We start from the raw sequence: 23,823 nt of genomic DNA, 5'->3' as shown, positions 1-23,823 counted from the left end.
CCCGAGCAGCGGCGCTCAGAGCCAATCGGCGCCGGATGGCCGGGGTACGTCGCCCGGTCGCCCTCCAGGTAAAGGTTTGCCGAGGAGTCACCCCCGCAGTCCGCGGCGTCACCTACGTCGGCCGAGACGTCAGCGCCACTTGCTGGTAAGGCTACCCTTACTCGCGTGACGACGACCGACCGCCGCGACGATGACGCCGAGACCCTCGCCGACCTCCTCGGAGGCGCGCGTGGAGCGATCGACGCGACCGTCCCGCCGGTGGCGTTCGTGGCCGGCTGGCTGCTGAGCGGTGAGCTGTGGGTTGCGACCGTGGTGGCCCTCGGGCTGGCCGCGATCGTGGCGGTCTGGCAGTGGCGCCGGGGCCGCAAGCCGCGCGCCGTGCTGCTGGGCGTGGCCGGGGTCGCGGTCGCGGCGATGATCGCGCTGCGTACGGGGCGGGCGGAGGACTTCTTCGTGGTCCAGCTCGCGGCCAACGCGGCCAGCGCCCTGGTGTGGGTGGTCAGCATCGCGTTCCGCTGGCCCCTGCTCGGCGTGGTCGTCGGCCTGATCCTGCGCCAGCGTGGGGCCTGGCGCCGCGACCCGGTCCTGCTGCGCGGCTATGCGCTGGCGAGCTGGGTCTGGGTCTGTCAGTACGTCATCCGGGTCGCGATCTTCGGACCGCTGTGGTGGTCCGGAGATGTGCTCGCCCTGGCGATCGCAAGGGTCGCGCTCAGCTGGCCGCTGGTCGCGTTGTGCCTGGTGGTGAGCTGGTTCGTGCTGCGTCGCTCGCTGCCCGACGAGCACCCCGGGCTGCGTCATCCTCAGGTCAGCGCGGCCTGAAGCAGGTCGAAGAGCCTGCGGGTCGCCCGCTGCTGATCGTCCTTCCGGATCACCAGCGCCAGTCCGGCGCGCACCTCCGCGTCCACGATCGGCGTCGCGACCAGATCGGTCCCGGCAGCCATCGACTCGGCCAGCACACAGACCCCCAGCCCGCGGGCGGTGAGCCCGAGCAACGTCTCCGGGTTGGACCCGGACAGGTCGATCTTCGGCTCGACACCGGCCCGGGCGCATGACTGCTCCAGAGCCGTCCGGACGCCGGTCCCCGGTGGGATGCACAGCACCGTCTCCTCGTGGAGATCGGCGAGCCGAGGCCGGGCGCCGGCGAGGCGATGGCCGGCCGGCGTGATCACCGCGAGCCGCTCGTCGCTGACCGACTCCGTGGCCAGGCCGTCGATGACTGGTCCCGCGTGGGAGATCAGGCTCAGGTCGAGCTCGCCGGCCAGCGTACGTCGCTGGAGGCGGTCGGAGGTGTCCTCGACGAGCTCGACGCCGACGCCGGGATGCTCACGGTGGAAGGTGGCCACGGCGTCGAGGAAGCCGGGGATCGTGCAGCCCGCGATCATCCCCAGGCGTACGTGACCTCGGATCAGGTCGCTGAGCTCGTCGGCGCTCTGCCGCACGCCCTCGATCGCCCGGATCGCCTCGCGGGCGCGGGGGAGGAGCGTCTCGCCGGCGTGGGTGAGCCGTACGCTGCGGGGACCTCGGACGAGCAGCTCGTGGCCGAGCTCGCGCTCGAGCTTGGCGAGCTGCGCGCTGATGCCCGACTGGCTGACGTGGAGCCGCTGCGCGGCGGCCGTGAACGAGCCGTGGTCGACGACGGCGACGAAGTAGCGGAGCTGTCCGATCTCCATAACCGTTGATGCTAGCAACCAGCAGAACTATCTGTTTGAGTGCTCGTCGGCTCCGGGTCAGGCTGGGTGCTGAAAGCCCGATGACCTGAGGAGACTCGATGACCACATCCGCTGCCGACCTCGCCGAGGCGTACTTCACCTCCTGGCAGGAGCGCGACTTCACCCGCCTGCGCGCGCTGCTGGCCGACGACGTGAGCTTCGCCGGCCCGCTCGCCACGATCGAGGGAGCCGACGGCTGCGTCGCGGGTCTCGAGGGGATGGCGCAGGTGCTCGACAAGATCGAGGTGAAGGAGCGGCTCGCCGACGGGCCGAGCGTGATCACCTGGTTCGACCTGCACACCGCCATCGCCGAGCCCGCCCCGACGGCCAACTGGATGCGCGTCGAGGACGGACTGATCACCGAGATCCGGGTCGCCTTCGACCCGCGTGGGATCCTCGCCGCTCGCGGCTAGGCGACCTGCTGCCCCCGTGGCTGCGTACGAGCGGTCTCGCGGATGACCTCGGCCACCAGGTCGGGGTCATCGTTCATCGGTACGTGGCCACAGCCGGCCAGCCGGCGGTGGGTCGCATGCGGGAGACGTTGTGCGGCCACCTTCGCCTGGTAGGGGAGCAGGGTGAGGTCGCGGGATGCCCAGGCGATCGTGGTCGGCACGTCGGTCTGTGTCGCGCCCGGGTAGCGGTAGGCGCTGCTGAAGAACGTCCTGATCCCCTCCCGCGAGGCGACCATGTTGGCCGTGTCGGCGGCCGCGACCGCCGCGTCGATCCGCTCCGGGTGGGCGAAGAAGCAGCTCATCGTGACCGTACGTGCCACCCGCGACTGCAGCACCGTCCCCGCCACCGGCGCCAGTGGCCGCGCGATCGCCTGGATGCCCGCGAACAGGCCGCGCACGTAGAGGTAGTCGACGCGGTTCATCCAGAACCCGGCGGGGGAGAGCGCCGTCACCGTACGCGCGTGCCCCGCATCGCCCATCTCCAGCGCGAGCAGTCCGCCGAGGCTGTTGCCGACGACGTGCGGCCGCTCGATCCCGAGATGGACCCGGAGTGCGTTGAGCTCGTCCGTCACCGCTGCCCGCACCGTACGTCCCGCCAGATCGAACGCCGGCGACTCGCCGTGTCCCGGCAGATCGACGGTGATCACCTCGAACTCGTCGGCCAGCCGCTCCACCACCCCCGCCCACGCCTGCCTGCGGTGCGCGATGCCGTGGAGCAGGAGCAGCGGCTCCCCGCTGCCGGTCCGTTCGTACGCGAGCATCCTCGCTCCTTCCGGTCGCCTCCGGGTGTCGGGCTGATGGCTCGGAGCCTACGTCCGGCGTGTCCCCGAATGTGGGTCCGGCGAGCGTATGCGCTAATGTTTCACCCGCAACGCGTGATTGGCGCAGTGGTAGCGCACTTCGTTCACACCGAAGGGGTCACTGGTTCGAACCCAGTATCACGCACAAGAGAAACCGGCCGTTGACCAGGGAATTCTGGGCAACGGCCGGTTCCTTTTGGCGTTCTGCCCGCTTCGACCGGAGGTGACGTCAGCCGATTGACCCCGCCGGGCACCTCACAAGCGGCGTTGCTGGCTCGTCACCGCCGTGAATTGGGCGAGCAAGTCTCCGTTCAGACCGTGATCACCCACCCATCCAGCTGCGTCCTGGTGGGCACGGGGATCGCCACTCCGTCGAGCTTGAGCGACGACTTCCTCAGGTACGCCGCGCCGCGGCCGAAGTCGTCGAAGATGGACCGACCTGCGACCGGCAGGTTGCGCCCAGGAGGATCGTGGAGACCGTCTCGAGTAACTTCTGCGGCAGCCGCGCCACGGCCAGCGCCGCGGGAACACCGGCATAAGAGTGTGCGACGAGCAGGGTGGGGCCCTGGGTGGCCTCCAGCGCCTCAGCCACGATGGCCCTCGAAGAAGGCAACGGCACCCCGGGTCCTCACGGAATACCTCTCGAAACGATCGGCCAGGATCGATTCGAGGCTCTGCACGTCGTCCTGACGGTTGTGGAACGATCCCGCGTCGTTGTACTTCTCCATCATCCACGACCCTGCGCGCCCGAGGCCGTGGTTCTTCCCAAGAACGGTGCACCCGAACAGCACCCCGCCCGTGCCCAGATTCGGGATCAGGTTGTCGAACACCACTGCCTTGTCCTTCATCGTGCCGGGTAGACAATGCAACACGTTCTGGATGGCGATGGACTCGAACACTTCATCGGTCTGAAGCGGCATGAGCGCGTCCTGCACCATGGTGCGGGGCCGGTACCGGATGATCCGCTTCTCGGTGGTGCGCAGGACGAGTTCGTTCAGGTCTGCGACGACGATGTCTGGGTGCTCGACCGGGTAGGTCGCCTTGTCGAGGAAGAAGCCAGTCCCGGGCCCGATGTCGAGGTGCTTGCCCCGCACATTGTCGTTGAAGAACTGCAGCATCGTTCCTCGTGAGCAGCGCCAGGCGATGGGGCACACCATCCCGAGCGCGATCGGATCGTAGATCTTGAGCACGGGCTTGGTGTACATGCTGGCATCGCCGCTGAGCGAGTGGTCGTTGTCCAACTGGTCGGTCATCTGATCTTCTCCCATGGTGGGTGCTTGCTTCATCGGTCTGCATCGACGCCATGTTCGGCAAGGCGCGCGTGGAACTCGGCCGGTGTCGTGACCCCGGCCACGGCTGAGGCGTAGAGGTCACACAGTTGTGGGCTCGGAGCGATCGCCTCGAGCATTGCTCTACGAGCCGGATCCAGCTGCAATCGGGCGATGGCCAAGGTGGAGTAGTAGCGAGCCAGGGACTCTTCATCGCGCTTGCGTTCGAAATCTCTGGTGGCCTGGTCGACTCGGTCAGGGTCGTCGATGGGGACCTGGGCCAGGTCGCCCGCGAGCATGGCCGACTGCACCAGGGCGTCGGTGATTCCTTGAGCGGTCAAGGAATCCTTGTGGTGTCCGGCATCCCCGATCAGTGCCCACCCCGGGCCTGATGCGGCGCGGTAATAGTTGCGCTGGTCACCCATCCCGATGAGTCGCTCGGCCTGTTTCGCGTCCATGACTTTCGCGTACAGACGGGCGTCCACCTCGGCGAGGGTCTGGCGGAAGGCGGCCTGGGGATTGGCCTTCGCGGTGGTGAACTCGCCTTGGGGCAGATACGCGGCGACCAGGTGCGCGCCGGCGGTGGGGATCACTCCGACCCAGCGCCGCCCGCCTTGGAACTGGGAGAACGGGTCGTCCAACCCTTCGAAGAACCCGTAATAGCAGATCGAGGCCTTGGGCCGTTCCAGGTAGGTGCGGGCTTGCACCTTCTCGGCGACCGTTGAACGCAGCCCGTCTGCCCCCACCACCAGATGAGCCCCCAACAGGTGATCGCCTTCGGAGGTGCGGAAGCAGATCCCCGTGATTCGATCCTCGTCAGCGAGCAGGCCGGTCGCGCGGGCTTCATGGACAACGGTCGCGCCAGCGGCCTCTGCTTGCGAGCACAGCAACTCATCCAGGTCCGAGCGTCGGGGGGCATAGGCGACGTTGCCGTCACCGCACACCGGCCCCCGGCCCTGCAGTTCCACGCCCTCGGTGCGGAACGTGAGCGTGTCCATAGCCGGCGCTCCCGCCAACGTGTCGCCCATCGGCACACCGAGGTTTCGGAGCTGCTGTACTCCCGGCTGGTGGATGTACAAGGTTGAGAGCTTGTCGCTTCCGCGCTTGGCGCGGTCGATGACCACCACTGACAGGCCTGCGCGGGCCAGATGTATGGCGAGGCTGGCGCCGGCACAGCGTGCACCGACGATTGCTACATCGACCTGATCTGAGTATCTACTACCGGCCACCCGGGAAGCGTCGATGGAGCAGGTTAGGCGACGGTAAGCCGTTCACGCTCAGCCTTGCCCATTCCTTACTCGACCGTGTGACCGTCGGTGCGTTGTCGAGGAGGAGTCATGGCAGAGAGCCTACGAAAGCGATTGGAAGAGCGTGCCCGGCGAGCCCGATCGCAGGCACAGCACTCTGATACACACATTCGACCAGGCGCCCCTGGAACGCGCGCTCCGGCCACTGTTGCGCAGCAAGGACTGTGGGTGGCCAACGAGCTCAGCGGGAACGTTGCGTTCACGGTCCCCGTGCTCCACGACGTAGAGGGGCCGCTGGACGTGGGGGTGCTCGACCGAGCGCTGGCGGCGATGGTGGAACGGCACGTCGCACTCCGCACGACCTTCACCGACGCTGATGGCGACCTGACTCAGGTATTGCAGCCAGCGCCGGCCTCTGTGCTCACGGTCAGGTCGTTGGCAGAGTCCAAAGCTGAACTGCGTGAGGTGCAGGCCGAGAGCATCATCGCTGCCGAGATCGCGACCAGCTTCGACCTCACCGAGGATCTTCCGTTCCGGGCGACGTTGATCTCGCTCGGTCCCATGCGACACAAACTGTTGCTGACGATCCATCACATCGCGTGTGACCAGTGGTCCATGGGCATCTTCGCCAGCGAGTTGGCCACGACCTACGCCGCTCTTCTTCGCGGTGACGAGCCGCGACTTCGGCCCATCGCGGTCGACTACTTGAAGTTGGGCAACGTCGAGGCGGGCAGCGGCGACAGTGACGGAGTCGCGCACTTCGTGTCGCGCGCCCAGGGGAAAGCGGCGTTGCGTTTCGTGCCGGACAAGCAGCGGCCAGCGCAGAGTTCGTTCGGCGGTGACGAGCGAGCTCTCTGGTTGGGGAGTGCACGGACCCGAGCGATCCAGGACTGCGCTCGCGCGTTGAGCGCTTCGCCATTCATCGTCACCTTGGCAGCGTTCCTGGTGCTGGCTCGGGTGCATGGCGGCGAGGACGAGTTCGTGTTCGGCACAAGTGCCGCGGGCCGCGATTCCGAAGAACTGGCCGGGCTCATCGGATTCTTCGTCAAGACGTTGGTCCTGGACGCCGAGGTGCCGGCACAGATGAGTTTCGCTGAGCTGGTGGAGCAGGTGAAGGACACCGTCAGCCAGGCCCAGGAGCGAGCGAACGCGCCGTTCGACGAGGTCGTGACGCGCCTGGGTCTCAGCGGTGACGGAACCGGGAAGGCGCTGACAGCGGTGTTGTTCCAGCAGGACAACACTCCCGGGAGCGCCTTCGCATTCGAGGGGTGTACGACCACGTTGGACGACGACGTGAACTCCCATGCTGCGAAGTACGAGCTGTTGATCAGTGTCCGGAACCAGGCCAGCGACACCCGGATACACGTCCAGTACGACACCGACTTGTTCACCTCCAGCCGGGTCGAGGCCCTGCTGTCCGCGATCGACCACTGCCTGAAAGTCGCCTGCGAGGACCCGTCGCAGGCGGTCGGCGAGCTACCCACCATGAGCCCCGCCGAAGCACAGACGTTGGCCGCCATCAACGCAACCGACGAACAGTTCTCTGGCGCCGAGACCCTGCACGACCTGGTGCTGGCGCAGGCTGAGACCCGCCCCGACGCCGCGGCCCTTCTGCTGCCCGGCGGTGTCGTCGTCACCTACAAGGAGCTCGTCACGGATGCGACCGCGGTCGCTGCTCGGCTGGTCAAGGAAGGGGCGGGCCCCACGAGGACGGTCCTGGTTGCGCTTCCTCCCGGCCGGGAGTATCTCGTGGCCTGCTTGGCCACCTCGATGACAGGAGCAGCCTTCGTGCCGGTGGCGTACGACATGGCCGCCGAGCGCCTCGACCAGATCCGGGAGGCTGCCCAGCCCGTTGCAGAGTTCACCAGCGCGGAGGTCGTTGAGTCGTGGGTATCCCAGGGCGGTGGAGCGGGCTTCGAACCTTGCGCCGTCGAACCTGATGCCCACGCGTACATCATCTTCACCTCCGGTTCGACCGGGGTGCCCAAGGGAGTGCAGATTCGCCATCGCGGCATCGTGAACAACCTCAACGATCTTGCCGCGCGACTCGACCTCACCAGAGAGGATCGGTGCCTGGCGATCTCTTCCACCGGTTTCGACATGTCGATCTTCGAGGGCTTCGGCATCCTCAGCGCCGGCGGGGCATCGGTGATCCTGGATCCCGAGTTCCGGCGTGACCCGTCCCACTGGCTCGAGCGGGCGGCCGACGAACAGGCCACGGTCTGGAACTCGGCACCCGCGCTGCTGGGGGCCTTCCTCGACGAGCTCGAGCAAGACGCGAGCCAGGAACCTCCTCCGCTTCGCGCAGCCGTTCTGGGCGGCGACTGGGCGCCCCTGTCGATGCCGGCACGGTGGTGGGCGTTCTTCGGTGATGCCACGTTCGATGTCCTCGGGGGTGCCACAGAGGCCTCGATCCATTCGACCTACACCCGCGTCACCGAGGTCGACCCGACGTGGAACGCGGTCCCTTACGGGCGCCCCATGGCCAATCAGAAGGGCATCGTCGTCGACGAGCAGGGCCGACTGTGTCCCATCGGTGTCCCCGGGCGGCTCTTGCTGGGTGGCGTGGGGTTGGCCTCCGGGTACTTGGGCGCCGAGGGCCTGACGCAGGAGAAGTTCCAGGCGCGCGAGGACGGAGAGGTTTGGTACGACACCGGCGACATCGCTCGATGGAACAACGAGCTGACGTTGGAACTGCTGGGGCGCCGCGACTTCCTGATCAAGCTGGCTGGGCTCCGGATCGAACCGGGCGACGTCGAAGCCGCCGTCATCAAGTCCGGGCAGGTCACCTCTGCGGTCGTGTTTTCCGTGGCAGACCCGGACGAGCGGCTGGTGGCAGTCCTCGAGTCCGAGCAGCGACCAGACATGCGGTCGGTCAGGCAGAAGCTGGTCGCCGAGCTGCCCTCATACATGATTCCGTCGGAGTTTCGGTGGGTCACGGCGATGCCTCTCAACGCGAGCGGGAAGCTGGACCGCGGTCAGGTACGCGTTCTGTTCGACAAGGCCGACAAACTCACCGCCTCGGCGCAGCAGGTGCCTCTGGGAACCGAACGTGAGGCTCACGTCGCGAAGGTGTGGACAGCCGTGTTGTCCACACCGGTGGAGAGCGCCGTGGACGACTTCTTCCTTCTGGGGGGCGACTCCTTCAAGGCGGTGAAGGCGGCCCGCCTCATCGACCCGGACCTGCCCACCGTCGCACTGTTCCGATACCCCACGGTGCGAGAGTTGGCGAACTACCTTGACTCCGACGGCTCCACCAACCACCTCAACCGATTGGTACGTCTGTCCGGTGGCGACACGACAGCGAAGGTTCGCTTGGTGTGTGTTCCCTACGGCGGTGGGAACGCGATCGCCTATCAGCCGTTGGCCGACCAGCTCGGTGACGCCGTGGAGGTCTTGTCTGTGAACCTGCCGGGCCACGATCTGGCAGACGGGTCAGCCATGAAGCCCATCAGCCAGGTGGCCGACGAGGTGGTCGAGGAGCTCAGGCAACTGCCGGAGATGCCTACGGCTGTGTACGCACAGTGCGCCGGCTGCGCGACCGCAGACCGGCTCGCCCGGGCGATGCGGCGGGAGGGGATCCGCCTGGACGCGGTGTTCATGGGAGCGGCGCTGCCGGATCGCGACCCACACGCATCGATGGCGCTGGTCAGGGACGGCGACGACGCGCTGCTGCTGGGACACATGCGCGGTCTCGGCGGGTTCGACGGGGTCCTGGACGACTCGGACATCACCCGCATCCTGAAGGTTGTGCGCCACGACCTTCAGGAGATGGTCCGGATGTACCTCACCGACCTCGACCAACCTCCCGCACCGCTGGACGTACCGGTCCACTGTGTCGTGGGCGGGGCAGACCCAGCAACCAATGGTTTCCAGGACAGGTACGTCGAGTGGGGACGGCTGGGCAGCCCGGTGAGCTTGTCCGTGCTGCCCACAGGTGATCACTACTTCTGCACCACGGACCCGGCCGGTTTGGCCACTCACATCCGAACGAGATTAGGGCTGAGGCCGTCAGCGACTTCAACGACTTAGGAGAGACCAGCATGGACTTCCTGCAGCGGTGGGAAAGCAAGCCGCTCGACGACCGTCGTAGCGCGTTCGGGATCGAACCGACAACCACGCTAGACGATCCCTGCTCCGCGGTGCCCGTCACTCCGACCCAGGCGGCAATTCTCGCCAGCGAGGCCGAGGCAGCACCGTTGAGTCCCTACACGATCACGACGGCCTACGACGTGACCGGTGTGGTCGACGCGGACCTGCTGGCACGAGCTGTCGAGGAGACGCTGAAAGCTCACCCGGTGCTCAACACCGCCTATCGGGCCACGGTTGCGGGCATCGAGTCACACCTGGTGCCGGCAGCCGCGGTCGAGGTGGTCCGCGACGTCGACCTCGAGACCGCGACACACCGCATCGCGTCGGAGCCGATCGACCCCCACGCCGGGCCGTGCACGAAGGCATGGGTGCTGCAGGCAACCAACGCAGCCTCGCGCGCACCCGACGGTGACATGTCGACGTCATTGGCATTGGTGGTCAAGACCCACCATGTGGTGGCGGACGGTCAGTCGATCGCCACGTTGGCCGAACAGGTCTGTGCGCGGTACAACGGGGGATCCACCGACACATCCGACCAGTTCAGGGGCCTGGTCCAGGCCGGAGTGATCTCCACTGACGAGGAACCCAGCGACGAGGCCTTGACCTGGTGGCGAGAGCACCTGGGTTCGGCCACGCCGGCTCACTTCCCGCCGGATCGGCCCGTGGGGAACAACGCCTCACGGTTTCGCGGTGGCCACCGTTCGTTCCGCGTCGACGAAGCGGCGTGGGCGAAATCGATCGCAGCTGCGAGCCGGGAGTCGGCTGGACCGTCAGCGTTGTTGATGCTGGCGGTGGCGGCTGTGTGTGGCCGCTACAGCGGAGAGTGGGACATGGTCGTTGGCCTGTCGGTGTCCGGGCGCAGGTCTGCTCGGCTGTCCTCGACCGTGGGCCCGTTTGCCGACAGCCTGCCGATTCGGGTCGAGCTCGAACCGACGGAATCGGTGTCGGCCGCGTTGGCACGGGTCGCGGCGGGTCCGGCCAGCGGAAACCTCGAGCACGAGGTTCCGTTCTCATCGTTGGTGCGGGCCTTGCGGCCACGCCGCGAGAGTGGCCTGAATCCCCTCTACAACGTGCTGGTGACCACTGATGCCGCGGACCCGCAGGCCCTGGCATTGGCGGGTGGAGGGAGCATGGCGCCGCGCCCGGTGATGAATGATACGGCCAGGGTTCCGTTCCAGGTGACGGCATCGAACACTCCGAATGGGGACGTTGAGCTGCGTATCGACTACGCAGAGTCGATGTTCACCCCCCAATTCATCGAGCAGCTCGGTCATGACCTCGTTCAGGCGTTGAGCGATGTGGCACGTGGTGGGGCCGTAGGCGATCTGGGACGCCGGGATTCGGCGGCGGACTTGGGCACGGTGAATGCCGATCCCGCCGCCGACGTCGATGAGCTGTTCCTCCAGTCGGTGGAGGTGATGGGGGATGAGGTCGCTGTCGAACAAGGTCAGGTTCGCCTTACGTATGCCGAGGTCGCCGATCGGGTGGCGCGCCTGCGGGCAGAACTGCTCGAGTGTGGTGCTGCGACGGCGTTGGTGACCGCTGACCATGGGCCGGATCTCGTTGTCGCCCTGCTCGGATGCCTCTCGGCGAGGGTCGCCTACGTTCCGGTCAGCGATTCCTTGCCAGACAGTCGCGTCGAGGCTATTCGGATCAAGGCACAGACGGATGTGGAGATCGGGTCTTCTTCCGGCGGGCTACGAGTCACGCCTCACGCGAACGGCGCGGTCGAGTGGACCGACCCGAACCGGCCCCTCGAGCGTGCGTATGCGATGTTCACTTCGGGGTCGACCGGCGAGCCGAAGGCGGTTTGGGTGGGACGTTCAGCGCTGGCTGAACATGTCCGCGCTGCGTCGAAGACGGAGTTCGTACGGGGCGGTGAACGAATGCTGGCTCTGACCAGCCCCACGTTCGACATCTCCATCGATGAGCTCCTGCTTCCGCTGGTCTGTGGGGCGAGCATTGTCTTCCCCGAGGGTGGGCATGGCCTTCGCGGAGTCTCGGATGCGGTGGCCGAGATCCGTCGCGGCAATGTCGACGTCGTCCATGGGACGCCGAGCATGATGGCGGCACTCTTTGCTGAGGGATGGGGCCCGGAGTCGAAGATCGCCCGGGTCGTTGTCGGGGGCGAGCGATTGAGTCAGTCCATGGCCATGGAGGTGGTGCGCCGCAGCCGTGACGCCCGCAACGTGTACGGGCCGACGGAAGCAACGATCTGGGCGACCCACTTCCGGTTGCGTGATGATCTCGCCGCCGACCCGCCCATCGGGACGCCCTTGCCGGGATACGTTGTGCGCCTCGTCAGTTCCTCGTACACCGAACCGGTGGCGCCCCGAGAGGTCGGGCACGTGTTGATCGGTGGCCCGGCCCTGGCACTTGGGTACGGGGAACAACCCGCGCTCACCGCCGAGAAGTTCGTCGTGACCGAGGGCGTTCGCTGGTACGACACCGGCGACCGGGCGAAGGTCGTCGACGGCCAGATCGTATTCCTGGGGCGGTCGGACGACCAGGTCAAGGTGCGGGGACACCGGGTGGAGCTAGGGGAGTATGAGTCGATCGCGTCCGCGGTAGCGGGGGTCGGAGCAGCCGCTGCGGCGTGCGACGGCGAGCGCGTCTACCTTCTGATCAAGGGGTCCCCGGACCCGACCGTGATCCGGGGTGCCTTCTCGAGGATGCCACGCGCGATCCGGCCAGATGTGGTGGCCGTGACCGCTGACTCCATGCCGCTCACCCCGAACGGCAAGATCGACAGACACGCCGTCATCGCCGCCGCGACGGCCGGCGCGATCCTCAGCGCCTCGTCGTCGACCCCGGCAGCCGGCGCTGACGTCTCGACGGTGGTGGACGATGACGTGGCCGAGCTCGAACAGTGGGTCCTGGAGCTGTGGGACATGCTCCTCCAACGCTCGGTGTCGCGCACGGCGAACCTGTTCGACGAGGGTGGCCACTCCCTGATCCTGGCCAGGACCGCGGCCGCGGCCCGCTCGGACTTGGGCGTGTCGTTGCGGATGAGCGAGATGTACGACGATCCGACTGCGGCGGGCATCGCCCTGCGCCTCAAGTCAGCCGCATTGGCTGAGTTCGCGCAGGGCGGCAGCTAGACGCACGTGAAGTGACGAAGGCATGTGTGGGAGGGGATCCACACATGCCTTCGTCCGTGGTGCGGCTTCTACCGTGGGCAGGGCTCCTTGATCCCGACGGCCGCGACCGCACGCTTGAACGCCACGAGGTCTGGATCCGGTGGGGTGTCGGGCCGCCACGCGGGGGTAGAGACCAGGCCCGGCTCGAGGAGTCGGTATCCGTCGAAGAAGCGCAGCACGTCACGCTCGAGTCGGGGGAACATCGGCTGGATCTGCTCGCGGTACATACTGAGCACCTCTTCTGCTCCGGCGGGCCAGTCCTCCGAGGTCAGGGCATGCGACAGCACGAGGTGGCTGCCATCGACGCAAGCGTCTCGAAACGCCGATACGGCCGTCCAGGGGTCGGTGTCGGTGGGGACGAACGGGAGGACGCCGGTCAAGACGATGGCGATCGGTTCGTCGAAGTCCAGCACGCCGGCCGCCCGCGCGGCCTCGAGGGTGCCATGGGGGTCGGACACGTTGCCGTGGATGAAGCCCACAGACGAGAGCCCTTCAACAAGAGGTTCCCAGGCGCGTTCCACCTCGGCCTCGACATCGACGTACAGCACCCGGGCCTCCGGCTGGTGCTCGGCGATGACCTCGTGCAGGTTAGGCGTGTCGAGGGTGGGGAAGGAGCAGCCCAGGTCCAGGAACTGTCGCACCCCGTACTTGCTGGCCAGCGTCCGGCAGGCTCTGAGCATGAAGTCACGGTTCTCCCGTGCCACGAACGGGGTCCCGGGATTGATCTCCAGGAGACGCCCATAGGCCGAGCGGTCAGCCTCGGAGAGATTGCCACCTCCGATGAGTGTGTCGTAGATGCGGCACGCGTTCGCCCGGCCGACGTCCATGTTTTCGCGCATATGAGATCCCTTCGAGTCGTCTCGTCCTGCCAGTGTGAGACGGCACGATGCGAGCCACGGTTAACGAGAGCGCGCCTTCGTTTCTCGGTGCATAACCGCGTGTTGCGACGGTGGTCACCACATGCGAACTGGAGGGACGAATGACCGAGCAGCCGACTGTCGTCAAGCTTGAGAGCACCGACTTTGCCTCGCCCCAGACCATCTACGCCAAGACGGGGGTCACTGAGGGGTGTGTGCGCGTGATCCTCCCGGACGGGATGCCCAGTTGGCTCGCCGTCGGACAGAAGGCGGTCGAGGCCGTGTTCGCGAACCGTGACCTGGTCCGCAGCTCCGATGCCGCCGATCCGACGATCAGACGATTTCTGTCCTTGGCGGGTGACTTCCCGCTCGCACAGCACATTCTGTTCGCCGACGACGAGGATCACCGACGCATGAAGAGCGTGTTGAACGATGCCTTCATACGCAAGAACGTGGAGCCGCTTCGACCGTGGATGACCACCTTTGTCGACGGACTCATCGACACGTTCATCGAAGCGGGAAGAACCGACTACGTGACGTCGGTCGCGTTGCCGCTGCCGATCGCGGTGATCAGTCGGATTCTGGGTGTCGAGGAGGCCGATCAGGCGGACTTCGAGGCCAACGCTTCGGTCATCACCGGGGTCGGAAACGACCTGGACCAGAGTGCTATCTTCACCGCTGGTACGTGGTTCTACGACTTCTCCGGTGAACTGCTTGCCAGGCGCCGAGTGGAGCCGCGCGAGGACGTGATGACGACCATGGCTCACGCCGTCGACGAGGGCCGGCTCACGGAGGTCGAGGCTCGCTCGAACACGTTCCTCTTCCTGTCTGCCGGCTACGAGACGACGGTCAACCTGCTGGCCAACGGCCTGTTGGCGCTGTTGACTCACCCTGAGCAGCTCAGCCGGGCCTTGGCACACGGCGACGCGAAGTCCACAGCGCTGCTCGTGGAGGAGCTGTTGCGGTTCGACTCCCCGGTCTCGGCCGTCACCTACCGTTTCGCCCGGTCAAAGGTCAGCATCGGTGATGCCACGATCGCACCGGGTGAGCACGTGGCGATCGCGCTGCCCACGGCCAATCACGACGAAGCGGTGATCCAGTGCCCTGCGCGACTGGACGTGGCCAGGAAGCCGAACCCGCACCTGAGTTTCGGCAAGGCGACTCACTTCTGCCTGGGCGCGCCCTTGGCGAGGCTGGAAGGAGAGGTCGCATTCCGCCGTACGCTGGACCGGCTCGAGGGCTTGAGGCTCGATGCTCGAGCCGAGGACCTGGTGTGGCTGAACTCCATCACCGTGCACCGGCTCACGTCGTTGCCCATCCGGTTCGACCCTTCGGCCCGCGTCGGCCGAGGCTGATCGGCGCCCCATCCCGGCGGGATACGAAGGCTGGGGTGGGGGGCCGTCGGCCCAAGGAGGCGACGGTGACCAGGTGGGGCTCTCCCATCTGTGGCCGCACCAGGTGTGAGCTCAGGTGCACGGCCCCGACCTGCACGCTGTCCATCTCGGGTGCCCCGGCGCTGACGGTCCCGAAGTCGTCGAGGCTGCACAGCCCCAGCTTCACCAGGCACTCCTTGCGCGTCCACAGGCGAAGCCGGCCCAGGGAGTCCGCGTCGCGTTCTCGGCGGGTCAAGCAAGAGTCTGGAACATCTGCTCCTGCCCGCACCGGCTCCAGATCCACAGCGACTGGGACACCGCCGGCTGCTGCGGCGACCAGGTCCCGGCGCCGCGATGCCGACAACCAAGCCTCGCCGCTTCGGGGCCGCCCATGCGCCGTCGACCCGCACTGAGCGCATTCCCGCGTGATCAGAACCTGTGGAGTCGGCAGGTCGAGCACCCGGCCGGCAGCTTCACTTGTCAGCCATCTGGACGTCAAGAACGCCGCGGCATCGCGGCGGTCGGCAAACTTCTTCGCTTGGTCTTCGTCGAACGGCGTCGACCACGCATTCGCCTGGCGCAGCGCGGGGCACGCGAGCAGGCAGAACGTAGGTAGGACTACTTCCAAGTCGCAGCAGCCTTCAACAGCCGATCGATAGAGCCTCGGTTCCTCGTCGTCGCCACGCCACCAGTGGCCCGTTCCAGTTCGAAGGTCGGGCTCCCAGCGGAGTTGCGGGGTTTGCGGATCAGGCTCAGGGCGATCCCGTCTCCGACGTGCAGCACGTCGACGTCGTCCTTGGCGTTGGTCCACGGCGTCGACCAGCTCGGCTTCGTGCCGCCCTGGAAGAACGTCACCGTTTCGCGGTAGGTGCGGGGGGATACGTGCTTCTCGAACACCCCCAGCGCCAGCAGTTCCTCCAGGTCCGCCAGCGGCCTCACGATGGCTACGTCGTCGTACCCTGCAGTGGCGGCCAGTTCGCTTGCTGCCGCAGCCACAACGCCCTCGGGGTCCTCGGACTTGATCAACACCGTCCCATTCGTTTGGAAGGACTTCACGTGCGAGGCACCGCCCCGCTCGAGCGCACCCTCCAGCTGCTCCCGGTTCGGCGACCCGGCGTGACCGAGATTGAGGTTCCTGTAGAACACGACATGCATCATTGCCTCCTGGTCCGACAGTCTCCCGCCGGGGTCAACGGCGAGAGCGAACGCCGGCCGAGCGGTTAACCGATACCTTACTGAGGCTCCACATGCTTGCGGCCATGGCCGAGCAAGCTGAACGGATCAAGTTCTTGGGGATCAACGGGTCCGAGAGAGCCGACGGCAACGGGGTTCACGCCTATCGGTTCCTCGAGGCCGTCCTTGCCGAGGAAGGCGTGGACCTCGAGGTCGTCAACGTATGGGACATGGACCTGCGTCCGTGCGGAGCGTGCGGTGACTGCAATTTCCGCAGCTCGCCGTGTGAGGTCGACGACGCGCTTCCAGGGCTGATCCCGAAGCTCGCTGCCTGCGACGGGGTCATCTTCTCGGCACCGGTGCACGGGTTCGGGCCCAGCCCCACGTTGCCGACCTTCATCGAGCGCATCGGTACCGGACACCTGCGCTTCGACAGGGTGCTGACCAACAAGGTGGGCGGTGCGTTCGTCACGGGCCGGCGCTACTCCCACGTCGAGACGTACAACTATCTGCTCCAACACCTCCTACTCAACCGAATGATCCTGCCCGGCTCGGGATTTCCGGCGGTGCTCTTCGGCGACGCCGCGGGTGAGGTGCTCGAGGACACCGAGGGGATGGAGATGCTGCGGCGCATGGCCGTACGCATGGCTCGACTTGCCCGCCTGCTCCGCCAGCACGCCGAACTGGGCGGAGCCGACCTTTTGGCCGAAGCGAGCTTCAGCGAACGCGATCGCTGACCAACGAAGAGGAGAAGATTGATGCTCGAAGAATGGAGCCTGGGAACGATCCCGCACCCTGCGGGCAGAGACCCTGAGCTGCTCGACGCTCCCAACTCAGATTTCGTCAAGCCCATGCAGAAGCTGTTCAGCTGGTCTCAGGAGCTCGGGCCCATCTTCGAGACCCAGGCGCCGGGCTTCGGGATGGTCGTCGCCTCGGGTTCGGAGGTGTGCAAGGACCTGTTCGATGACAGTCGGTTCGAGAAGTTCGCGGGCTTCGGAATGGAAGCATTCAGGCCGATCACCGGAGATGGTCTCTTCACCGCCCGCAACGACGAAGAGAACTGGGGCCTTGCCCACCGGGTTCTGATGCCGGCGTTCTCGAAGGAGGCCCTGGCCCGCTACCACGAGCCGATGCGGGAGTCGGTGGAACAGTTCATCGCCTACTGGCAGGAGCAGAGCGGACCTGTCGACGTGGGCGGTGAGGCCACGAAGCTCTCGCTCGACATCATCGGGCGGGCCGGGTTCGGTTACGACTTCGGGACGATGGGGCCTGAGGCCGGCCGCCACCCCTACGTCGACGCCATGGTCGAGGCGCTGATGTTCAGCGTGCTGCCGCCCGACCTGCAGGAGCAGCGGCGGGCGGACTTCGAAGGCTGGGTGCGGCTGCTGAACCAGACGGTCGACGCCGTCATCGAAGAGCGCAAGGCCAACCCCCACCGCGAGCAGCGCGACCTGTTGGACGCGATGTTGACGAACGTGGACCCGGAAACAGGCCGGACGCTCCCTGAGGAGAACGTGCGCTACCAGATCACCACCTTCATGGTGGCCGGGTACGGCACGACCGCCTCATTGATCTCGTTCGCGTTGATGTACCTCTACACCCACCCCGAGATCCTCGAGGAGGTGAGGCAGGAGGCCGCCGAGGTGCTCGAAGGGCAGTACCCCACGTTCGCCGAAGTGCCCAAGCTGCGCGCTCTGCGGCGTGTGATCGACGAGACGTTGCGTCTGTGGCCGCCCACGCCGGCGTTCTTGCGGGTCGCGAAGGAGGACGCAACTGTCGGCGGTGTCCATCAGGTGGCCAAGGGCGGATGGGCCGCGGTGCTTACCCGAGCTCTTCACCACGACGAGGCCTGGGGACCGGATCGACACGAGTTCCGTCCCTCCAGGTTCCAGCCCGAGGAGGTGAAGGCGCGCCCCGCGCACATCTACAAGCCGTTCGGCACGGGGCCGCGCATGTGCATCGGGCGCCAGTTCGCCATCCACTCGGCAACGCTGGCGCTCTCAGCCCTGACGAGTGAGTTCGAGCTACAGCTCTCCGAGGAACCCTTGTCGGTCGCGGAGGGGGGCTTCTTCATCCCCGACAATCTGACCGCGACCTTGACCCGACGGTCCTAGCCAAGCATCGAGGCGAGCCCCGGCTGCCCGGATTCTTGCTCAAGAATCCGGGCAGCCCAGGACTCGCCACCTTGGTTGACTCGAAGGATATCTTCGAGCATGAGTTCGATAGTGACCTCGTTGAGCACTTCGGCCATACGCAGTTCAGCCAGACCGTAGACGGCAGTCAACGTCTGGCTGATGCCGCCGCCCACCGGGCAACTGAAGTCCGGAGGTGAGGCGTGAAGGCCAAAGGGTCCTGACAGGCCCAAAGCGGTATGCAGGTCCAGGAGTGTGATCTCCGAAGCGGGCCGCGCCAACGCCCAGCCCGACCCGGGACCACGTCCGGTGCGCAAGATTCCGGCGTCTCGAACGCCGCCAAGAACCTTGCGGACCGAGACCGGATTACTTCCCAGGCTCTTGGCGAGCTTGTCGGACGTGAGGAACTCCTTGCCCTCACGGCGCCAATACTCGAGCCAGCACAGCGCGTGTGAGGCGAGCGTCAACCGGGCATTCGACATGCGGGACCTCCCTTGGGAACAGGGTACGCGCATCTGGGGACCCCCGCACGATCGGGTGGTTGTTGAGTCATGCATCCTCATTGGCCGGCGGGGCCACGCCGCGTCGAACTCAACCGCAGCAGTCTGCCGAGCGCCGCCTGGTGATGGCCACAAAGTTGGATCTCTCTGTCGATGACGATGGTGCGAATCACTTCCCGGGCGCCCACAGGCGGCGTTCGAGGATGTTCTTCCGCAGCAACGCGAGGATCGATCTCCATCGACGGTTGTCGGTGGGGCCGACGCCCGGCGTTTACACGCCGGCGGCGACCCGGGAAGTTGCCGCACGGCGAACGAGTAGCCGTGTTACGCGCGGCAAATACGGATGGCGGGGAGCCAGCCCCCGCCATCCTGATCAGGCAAACGGTCGTGGGCGATTGAGTTTCACCGCATCAGCCTTCTCGGCGATCAGGCGGAGTGCCACGCCTCCTGTGGCGCCAACCGTGGGCTGCACCGCTGCCGCTAGGCGTTGGTGATCAGCTTGCATCGGTTGAGCATCTCCTGGCCGTGACGTTCCAGGAGCGCTCGCGCCGCTGACCGGACGGTGGGGTGGATGAACATCGTCCGGGCATCGACGTCGAACTCTGTCAAGGAACTGAATCGCATCGTCGCCTTGGCCACGTCCAACGAGGTGCCGCCGACGCTGAAGAAGTTGTCGTCCCGCCCGATCCGGTGCCCGAGGAGACTCAGCCAGCAGGCCGACAGGACGACCTCGATGGCGTCGCGTTCGACGGATCCGTCGTCTTGGGACGCCGCGGCCGCGACGGCCTCAGCTGCGGTCTCCTGCAGGGACAGCAGATCGACCTTCCCGTTGGGGGTGAGCGGGAACTGCGGGACCACGATGACCCTTGCCGGTACCGCTGCGCGTGGAAGCAGGTTCGACACGTGGGTCTTCACCGCGATCTCGCTCATCGCGACGTCGTCGCTCCTCGCGAAGGCGACCAGGGGTGAGTCCGAGGTGCCGCCTGCTTGCACCACCACCGCGTCGTGGACCTCGGGCAGGGTCTTGAGTGCTTCGACGACTTCGCCCAGTTCGATGCGTATGCCGTTGACCTTGATCTGGAAGTCCTTGCGACCCGTGATCTCGATGAGTCCGTCCGGCCTCCAACGGCCCATGTCTCCGGTGACGTATCGGCGGGTACCGGGGGTGGCGGCGTGCAGGAACTTCTCTGCGGTCTCGCCGGGGAGGTTCAGGTATCCCTCGGCCAGTCCGACCTCACTTTCGACGACCATCTCGCCTTCGACCCAGTCGGGCACTTCGCGGCCGAGGTGGTCCAGCAGCAGATAACGCTGATTGCGCATGGGCAGCCCGTAGGGAACTGAGGGGCTCGACGCCGGGAAGTCGACGGGCACGGGGTAGTAGACCGACCACACGCAGGTCTCGGCCGGGCCCCCCGACGCGATGAGGCGCGAGTTGGGCGCCAGCCGCGCCAGGCGGTGGGGCAGGTGCCCCGGGATCCGATCGCCGGCCAGGATCACCGTACGCAGGCTGGTGAGGGTCTCTCCTTGGGATTCGGCGGCATCGAGCAGCAAGCTCAGCAGCGCCGGGGTGGAGTTCCACACCGTGACCCGTTCACGTTGGACGTCGTTGAGCCACCTCAGCGGGTAAACGATGGGCGGTGCGACGACCACTGTCCCGCCGAGGGCCGGCATGCCGAGCGCCTCGAACATGCCCAGGTCGAAATGGAAGGGGGAGACGGCGTAGGCGACGTCGGTGTGGTCGATCGCTCCGATCTCACTCATGTGGGCGAACGCGTTCGCCACCCCCACCTGGCCCACCACCACGCCCTTCGGTTTCCCGCTCGTGCCAGAGGTGTACACCACGTAGCACGCCTCAGGGGGTGTGGCCGGGATCCGGAGGGCCTCGTGCGCCTGTGCCCGGGTCACGGTGAGCACGGGGGCTTGCGTGAGCGAGGCGAGGGCTGATGCCAGTGGCTCGTCGGCGATGACGAGAGCGGGGCAAGCCGAGTCGAACGCACGCTGCAGCCGGGTCAGGGGTTGGTCCGGGTCCAGGGCGACGAACGTGCGGCCGGCATAGTTCGCCGCCTGCGCGGCGACGAACTGCGCTGCCTGCTTCGCCAGCACGATGGCCACCGGGCCGTCTTCGTGGGCGGAATCGGTGACCGCCCCGGCGACTTTTCTCGCGGCTTGAGCCAGTTCGGCGTAGGTCAGGCGGCTGCCGTTTTCGCTCACCAACGCCGTTGCGGCGGGTCGTGACTCGACGTGACTCCAGAACGACTCGCCCAAGGTGTTCGCCGGAACGGGACCGTCTGTGCTGTTCGCGCGCGCCCGCGCGGCTGCCTGGTGGGTCGGGAGCTGGGCTATGCAGTCGGCGCTGTCCCAGACGTCGTCTCCCGACAGATCACGAAAGACTCGACCGAACTCCGTGAACATGTCCTCGATCAGGCCGCGCGGGAACGCGCTGCGCCGGAAGTCCCAGCTCCACGCCAAGGCGCCTTCGACCTCGGCCACCTGTACGTCGACGCTCACCTGCGGCGTCCTGGTGCTGGTGTAGGTGGAGACGCCCAGGTCGGTGTGGTAGCGGCGAGGTGGCTGACCGAGCAGGCTGGTGAGCACGAACGGGAAGCTGACCTGTGTGGCGCCCGAGGCGCGAGCCATCTCGCGAGCGACATGGATGCCGCTGAACGCCGAGTGGGGCAGGTCGCTCCACAGCTGCCTTTGCACTGTCTGGGCCCGGGCCGCGAACGAGTCGCCGGACCCGTCCACCTCGAGGAGGATCGTGCTGGTGAAGTCTCCCACCACCCCCGCGTACACCTCGGAAGCACGTGATGCCACGAAGGTGGGCACCGTGATGGTGAACTTCTCACCGGCCCCCCAACGTCGCAGCACCTCACCGAGCGCTGCTGCCACGAGTGCTGTGCCGGCCACCCGTCGCTTGCCGGCGGTCTTCTGGATGGCAGCCCATCCGCGAGCGTCCACCGAGTCTTCCAAGCGCGTGAACTCCGTCCCCTCGCCCGGTCCTCGAGGCAGTTGCGGGGCGGGAGCCAGGCTCGGCAGCCGGTTGACCCAGTATTGTTCTGATCGTCGCCATGAGGCCGACTCGCGGGTGGAACGTTCCTGGGCGATGACCCAGTCCTGGAACGACGCTTCCGGCACCGCCGGCAGGTCTTGGCCGAGAAGAAGAGCCGCGAATTCCGGGACCAGGACCTGGTAGTAACTCCACGCGTCGGCGACCAACAGGTCCAGGCTGAAGTGGATGTAGGCGTTCTGATCCGGCATCAACGACACCTGCACGTCCCACAGGGGGAAGGTGTTGGGGTCGAACAGATGATGCGACAGGTGGTCTCGAAGCTGGGTCAGCTGGTCGTCGGCCTGATCGGGTGGGAGTTGGGACCAGTCGTTGAAGGTGAAGGTCCACGCGGATTCCGGAGGGAGCGTCCTCTGCGACGAGCGGTCGCCGGTGATCACCGTTCGGAGCGACGGGTGCCGCTCCACGATCGTGCTCCACGCATCGCGAACCTTGGCCTCGTCGCCCGGCTGGTAGGGGCGTTGCCACTCCCAGTAGCCCTGGCAACCGACTTCGCCGAAGTCCACGCCTGTGCCGCGCCCGACCAGATAGGCCTCCTGCGTCGCGGTGAGAGGGAATGAGTCGTGGTTGGTCGTGGTCATGCCGATACGCCTCTCGTTGCGGTGGCCTCTGAGTACGTGGTCCAGAGCTCTTCCATCAGCGTCGCCGTTTCGATACGGGTCGTTTCGATGGTGTCCCGCAGCTGGTAGGTCTCTGTCTGCCGCAGAGCAGCGAGGACGGCTGCGACCATGTCCGCGACGAGGGCTGCCTGGGCGTCTGAGGCGCCGAGCTGAGCAAGGCTGTTGAGCCCCAGTCGGATTCCGCTGGGCCGACTGGGCGGCCGGGGGTCGTGGGGGATGGCGTTGCGGTTGACCAGGATCCCGGCTTCCTCGAGCGACCGCTCGGACTCCAGGCCGTACAGCCCGGCCGCCGACGTGTCGACCAACACCATGTGCGTGTCGGTTCCGCGCGTGACGATGCGATGGCCATGGCTCGCCAGCCGGTCGGCGACGATGCGCGCCAGATCGACGATGCGAGCGGCGATCGCGCGGAACTCGGGGCTGGTCACGTAACCGAGCGCCCACGCCTTTGCCGCGACCGCTGCGCCGTTGGGCGTGCCCTGAAGGCCCGGAAAGACCGCCTGATCGACTCGCCGGTGCAGGGCCTGAGGGTCTGGCACATTCGTCCCGCCCAGGATCAGCCCTCCGCGCGGCCCGGCGAGCTGCTTGTAGGTGCTGGTGGTGACGAGGTCGGCGTGCGGGACGGGGGAGGGGTGCTGCCCGGCCACCACGAGTCCACTGATGTGAGAGATGTCGGCGATGAGGGCAGCTCCGACTTCCCGGGCGATGTCCGAGAATGCTGCGAAGTCGATCTGCCGCGGGTACGAGCTCGCGCCGCAGATGATGAGAGCCGGCTTCACCTCGCGAGCTTGTGCACGGATCTGGTCATAGTTCAGGAATCCCTCGCCGTCGACGTCGTAGTGGACGTACTCGAACCAGCGCGACGTCTGTGATGCTCGCGCGCCGTGCGAGAGATGGCCGCCGGCCTTCAGATCCATGGACAACACCCGTGAACCAGGGCTGGCCAGCGCGGCCGTGGCGGCCTGGTTCGCCGTGGAACCCGAGTGTGCCTGCACGTTTGCGAACGATGCCCCGAAAGCCGAGCAGGCTCGGGCCTGGGCCAGTTCCTCGACTCGGTCGAAGACCTCACATCCGGGGTGAAAGCGTGCGCCCGGGTAGCCCTCCGTAGTCAGGTCTCCGAACTCGGAACCGGCCAGCGCTCGCATCTCGGGGTGTCCTATGGACGTCGAGGCCACCAACGGCACCGCCGAGCGCGCACGACGCACCTCAGCGTCGAGCAACCCTGCGAGCGGTTCGTCGCGGGCCAGATCAGTTTGGCGAACGCCTATCGGGCTCAGAACGTTGGGCATCTGCACCACCTCCGCGGCAATTCCTAGACCAGCCGGAGTAAAGGGGCGGTGGGTCTGGCTTTGGAGGCCGCGGGATCCCTAACCGATACGTAACTGGCCTGGCT

At 66.7% G+C, this 23,823-nt stretch carries 16 protein-coding genes and 1 tRNA gene; 8 read left to right on the top strand and 9 right to left on the bottom strand.

The features are described from left to right. Window positions 1–165 precede the first annotated feature (165 nt). Window positions 166–819, top strand: a complete 654-nt coding sequence (locus ACFVDI_RS11875; RefSeq protein ID WP_378904741.1) for a DUF3159 domain-containing protein — start codon at window positions 166–168, stop codon at window positions 817–819. On the opposite strand, the gene ACFVDI_RS11870 is transcribed toward ACFVDI_RS11875, so the two are convergent. Further along, complete coding sequence (locus ACFVDI_RS11870) at window positions 801–1,670, bottom strand: LysR family transcriptional regulator (protein ID WP_378904738.1); 870 nt, start codon at window positions 1,668–1,670, stop codon at window positions 801–803. The genes ACFVDI_RS11875 and ACFVDI_RS11870 overlap by 19 nt on opposite strands. Window positions 1,671–1,768: 98 nt before the next feature. On the opposite strand from ACFVDI_RS11870, the gene ACFVDI_RS11865 reads away from it, so the two are divergent. Then, window positions 1,769–2,122 (top strand): nuclear transport factor 2 family protein, encoded by a 354-nt coding sequence (locus tag ACFVDI_RS11865; RefSeq protein WP_378904735.1) that lies wholly within the window; start codon window positions 1,769–1,771, stop codon window positions 2,120–2,122. On the opposite strand, the gene ACFVDI_RS11860 is transcribed toward ACFVDI_RS11865, so the two are convergent. Next, window positions 2,119–2,922: an alpha/beta fold hydrolase gene (locus ACFVDI_RS11860; RefSeq protein ID WP_378904732.1), complete on the bottom strand. Its 804-nt coding sequence runs from the start codon at window positions 2,920–2,922 to the stop codon at window positions 2,119–2,121. The genes ACFVDI_RS11865 and ACFVDI_RS11860 overlap by 4 nt on opposite strands. Window positions 2,923–3,034: 112 nt before the next feature. Here ACFVDI_RS11860 and ACFVDI_RS11855 point away from each other — a divergent pair. Continuing rightward, window positions 3,035–3,106, top strand: a tRNA-Val gene (locus ACFVDI_RS11855). A 439-nt stretch (window positions 3,107–3,545) separates the two neighbouring features. Here ACFVDI_RS11855 and ACFVDI_RS11850 read toward each other — a convergent pair. Together ACFVDI_RS11850 and ACFVDI_RS11845 are read right to left on the bottom strand one after the other, a co-directional pair. After that, window positions 3,546–4,214, bottom strand: coding sequence for a hypothetical protein (locus tag ACFVDI_RS11850; protein WP_378904729.1), 669 nt, complete (start codon window positions 4,212–4,214; stop codon window positions 3,546–3,548). 29 nt (window positions 4,215–4,243) lie between these two features. Then, a complete protein-coding gene (locus tag ACFVDI_RS11845; protein ID WP_378904726.1) occupies window positions 4,244–5,458 on the bottom strand; it encodes an NAD(P)/FAD-dependent oxidoreductase in 1,215 nt (404 codons plus the stop codon). Window positions 5,459–5,566: 108 nt separating this feature from the next. Between ACFVDI_RS11845 and ACFVDI_RS11840 the strand changes: the two genes are divergently transcribed. Both ACFVDI_RS11840 and ACFVDI_RS11835 read left to right on the top strand, forming a co-directional pair. Beyond that, a complete protein-coding gene (locus ACFVDI_RS11840; RefSeq protein WP_378904723.1) occupies window positions 5,567–9,508 on the top strand; it encodes a condensation domain-containing protein in 3,942 nt (1,313 codons plus the stop codon). A gap of 11 nt (window positions 9,509–9,519) precedes the next feature. Further along, window positions 9,520–12,669 carry an AMP-binding protein gene (locus ACFVDI_RS11835; RefSeq protein WP_378904720.1) on the top strand — a complete coding sequence of 1,050 codons (3,150 nt, stop codon included), beginning with the start codon at window positions 9,520–9,522 and terminating at the stop codon, window positions 12,667–12,669. Between the two features lie 68 nt (window positions 12,670–12,737). On the opposite strand, the gene ACFVDI_RS11830 is transcribed toward ACFVDI_RS11835, so the two are convergent. Next, window positions 12,738–13,547, bottom strand: coding sequence for an SAM-dependent methyltransferase (locus ACFVDI_RS11830; protein ID WP_378904717.1), 810 nt, complete (start codon window positions 13,545–13,547; stop codon window positions 12,738–12,740). 140 nt (window positions 13,548–13,687) lie between these two features. Between ACFVDI_RS11830 and ACFVDI_RS11825 the strand changes: the two genes are divergently transcribed. Then, window positions 13,688–14,920, top strand: coding sequence for a cytochrome P450 (locus ACFVDI_RS11825; RefSeq protein ID WP_378904714.1), 1,233 nt, complete (start codon window positions 13,688–13,690; stop codon window positions 14,918–14,920). A 636-nt stretch (window positions 14,921–15,556) separates the two neighbouring features. Here ACFVDI_RS11825 and ACFVDI_RS11820 read toward each other — a convergent pair. Then, window positions 15,557–16,093: a DUF1697 domain-containing protein gene (locus tag ACFVDI_RS11820; RefSeq protein ID WP_378904711.1), complete on the bottom strand. Its 537-nt coding sequence runs from the start codon at window positions 16,091–16,093 to the stop codon at window positions 15,557–15,559. A gap of 104 nt (window positions 16,094–16,197) precedes the next feature. On the opposite strand from ACFVDI_RS11820, the gene ACFVDI_RS11815 reads away from it, so the two are divergent. Beyond that, window positions 16,198–16,848: a flavodoxin family protein gene (locus ACFVDI_RS11815; protein WP_378904708.1), complete on the top strand. Its 651-nt coding sequence runs from the start codon at window positions 16,198–16,200 to the stop codon at window positions 16,846–16,848. A gap of 21 nt (window positions 16,849–16,869) precedes the next feature. Beyond that, on the top strand, window positions 16,870–18,225 hold the full coding sequence (locus tag ACFVDI_RS11810; protein WP_378904704.1) for a cytochrome P450: 1,356 nt from the start codon (window positions 16,870–16,872) through the stop codon (window positions 18,223–18,225). Here the strand turns inward: ACFVDI_RS11810 and ACFVDI_RS11805 are convergent. The 3 genes from ACFVDI_RS11805 to glyA form a co-directional block, all read right to left on the bottom strand. Then, window positions 18,222–18,725 carry an Rrf2 family transcriptional regulator gene (locus tag ACFVDI_RS11805; protein WP_378904701.1) on the bottom strand — a complete coding sequence of 168 codons (504 nt, stop codon included), beginning with the start codon at window positions 18,723–18,725 and terminating at the stop codon, window positions 18,222–18,224. The two genes, ACFVDI_RS11810 and ACFVDI_RS11805, sit on opposite strands and share 4 nt — an antisense overlap. Before the next feature lie 498 nt (window positions 18,726–19,223). Continuing rightward, window positions 19,224–22,391 (bottom strand): amino acid adenylation domain-containing protein, encoded by a 3,168-nt coding sequence (locus tag ACFVDI_RS11800; RefSeq protein ID WP_378904698.1) that lies wholly within the window; start codon window positions 22,389–22,391, stop codon window positions 19,224–19,226. Next, entirely contained in the window at window positions 22,388–23,719 is a 1,332-nt protein-coding gene (gene glyA / locus ACFVDI_RS11795) for a serine hydroxymethyltransferase (protein WP_378904695.1), read from the bottom strand. The genes ACFVDI_RS11800 and glyA overlap by 4 nt, the downstream gene beginning before the upstream one ends. Window positions 23,720–23,823: the final 104 nt, after the last annotated feature.

The sequence above is a fragment of the Nocardioides sp. NPDC057767 genome, from assembly GCF_042798275.1.
Classification (GTDB): Bacteria; Actinomycetota; Actinomycetes; order Propionibacteriales; family Nocardioidaceae; genus Nocardioides.
Note: the sequence above shows the minus strand (reverse complement) of the source record. Positions and strands in the feature narration are given on the sequence as shown.

Bases quoted from the DNA above. Each gene is read 5' to 3' on its own strand.
- ACFVDI_RS11870 (WP_378904738.1), bottom strand. From the start codon at position 1,670: ATGGAGATCGGACAGCTCCGCTACTTCGTCGCCGTCGTCGACCACGGC.
- ACFVDI_RS11865 (WP_378904735.1), top strand. From the start codon at position 1,769: ATGACCACATCCGCTGCCGACCTCGCCGAGGCGTACTTCACCTCCTGG.
- ACFVDI_RS11860 (WP_378904732.1), bottom strand. From the start codon at position 2,922: ATGCTCGCGTACGAACGGACCGGCAGCGGGGAGCCGCTGCTCCTGCTC.
- ACFVDI_RS11850 (WP_378904729.1), bottom strand. From the start codon at position 4,214: ATGACCGACCAGTTGGACAACGACCACTCGCTCAGCGGCGATGCCAGC.
- ACFVDI_RS11840 (WP_378904723.1), top strand. From the start codon at position 5,567: ATGGCAGAGAGCCTACGAAAGCGATTGGAAGAGCGTGCCCGGCGAGCC.
- ACFVDI_RS11835 (WP_378904720.1), top strand. From the start codon at position 9,520: ATGGACTTCCTGCAGCGGTGGGAAAGCAAGCCGCTCGACGACCGTCGT.
- ACFVDI_RS11830 (WP_378904717.1), bottom strand. From the start codon at position 13,547: ATGCGCGAAAACATGGACGTCGGCCGGGCGAACGCGTGCCGCATCTAC.
- ACFVDI_RS11825 (WP_378904714.1), top strand. From the start codon at position 13,688: ATGACCGAGCAGCCGACTGTCGTCAAGCTTGAGAGCACCGACTTTGCC.
- ACFVDI_RS11820 (WP_378904711.1), bottom strand. From the start codon at position 16,093: ATGCATGTCGTGTTCTACAGGAACCTCAATCTCGGTCACGCCGGGTCG.
- ACFVDI_RS11815 (WP_378904708.1), top strand. From the start codon at position 16,198: ATGGCCGAGCAAGCTGAACGGATCAAGTTCTTGGGGATCAACGGGTCC.
- ACFVDI_RS11810 (WP_378904704.1), top strand. From the start codon at position 16,870: ATGCTCGAAGAATGGAGCCTGGGAACGATCCCGCACCCTGCGGGCAGA.
- ACFVDI_RS11805 (WP_378904701.1), bottom strand. From the start codon at position 18,725: ATGTCGAATGCCCGGTTGACGCTCGCCTCACACGCGCTGTGCTGGCTC.
- ACFVDI_RS11800 (WP_378904698.1), bottom strand. From the start codon at position 22,391: ATGACCACGACCAACCACGACTCATTCCCTCTCACCGCGACGCAGGAG.
- glyA (WP_378904695.1), bottom strand. From the start codon at position 23,719: ATGCCCAACGTTCTGAGCCCGATAGGCGTTCGCCAAACTGATCTGGCC.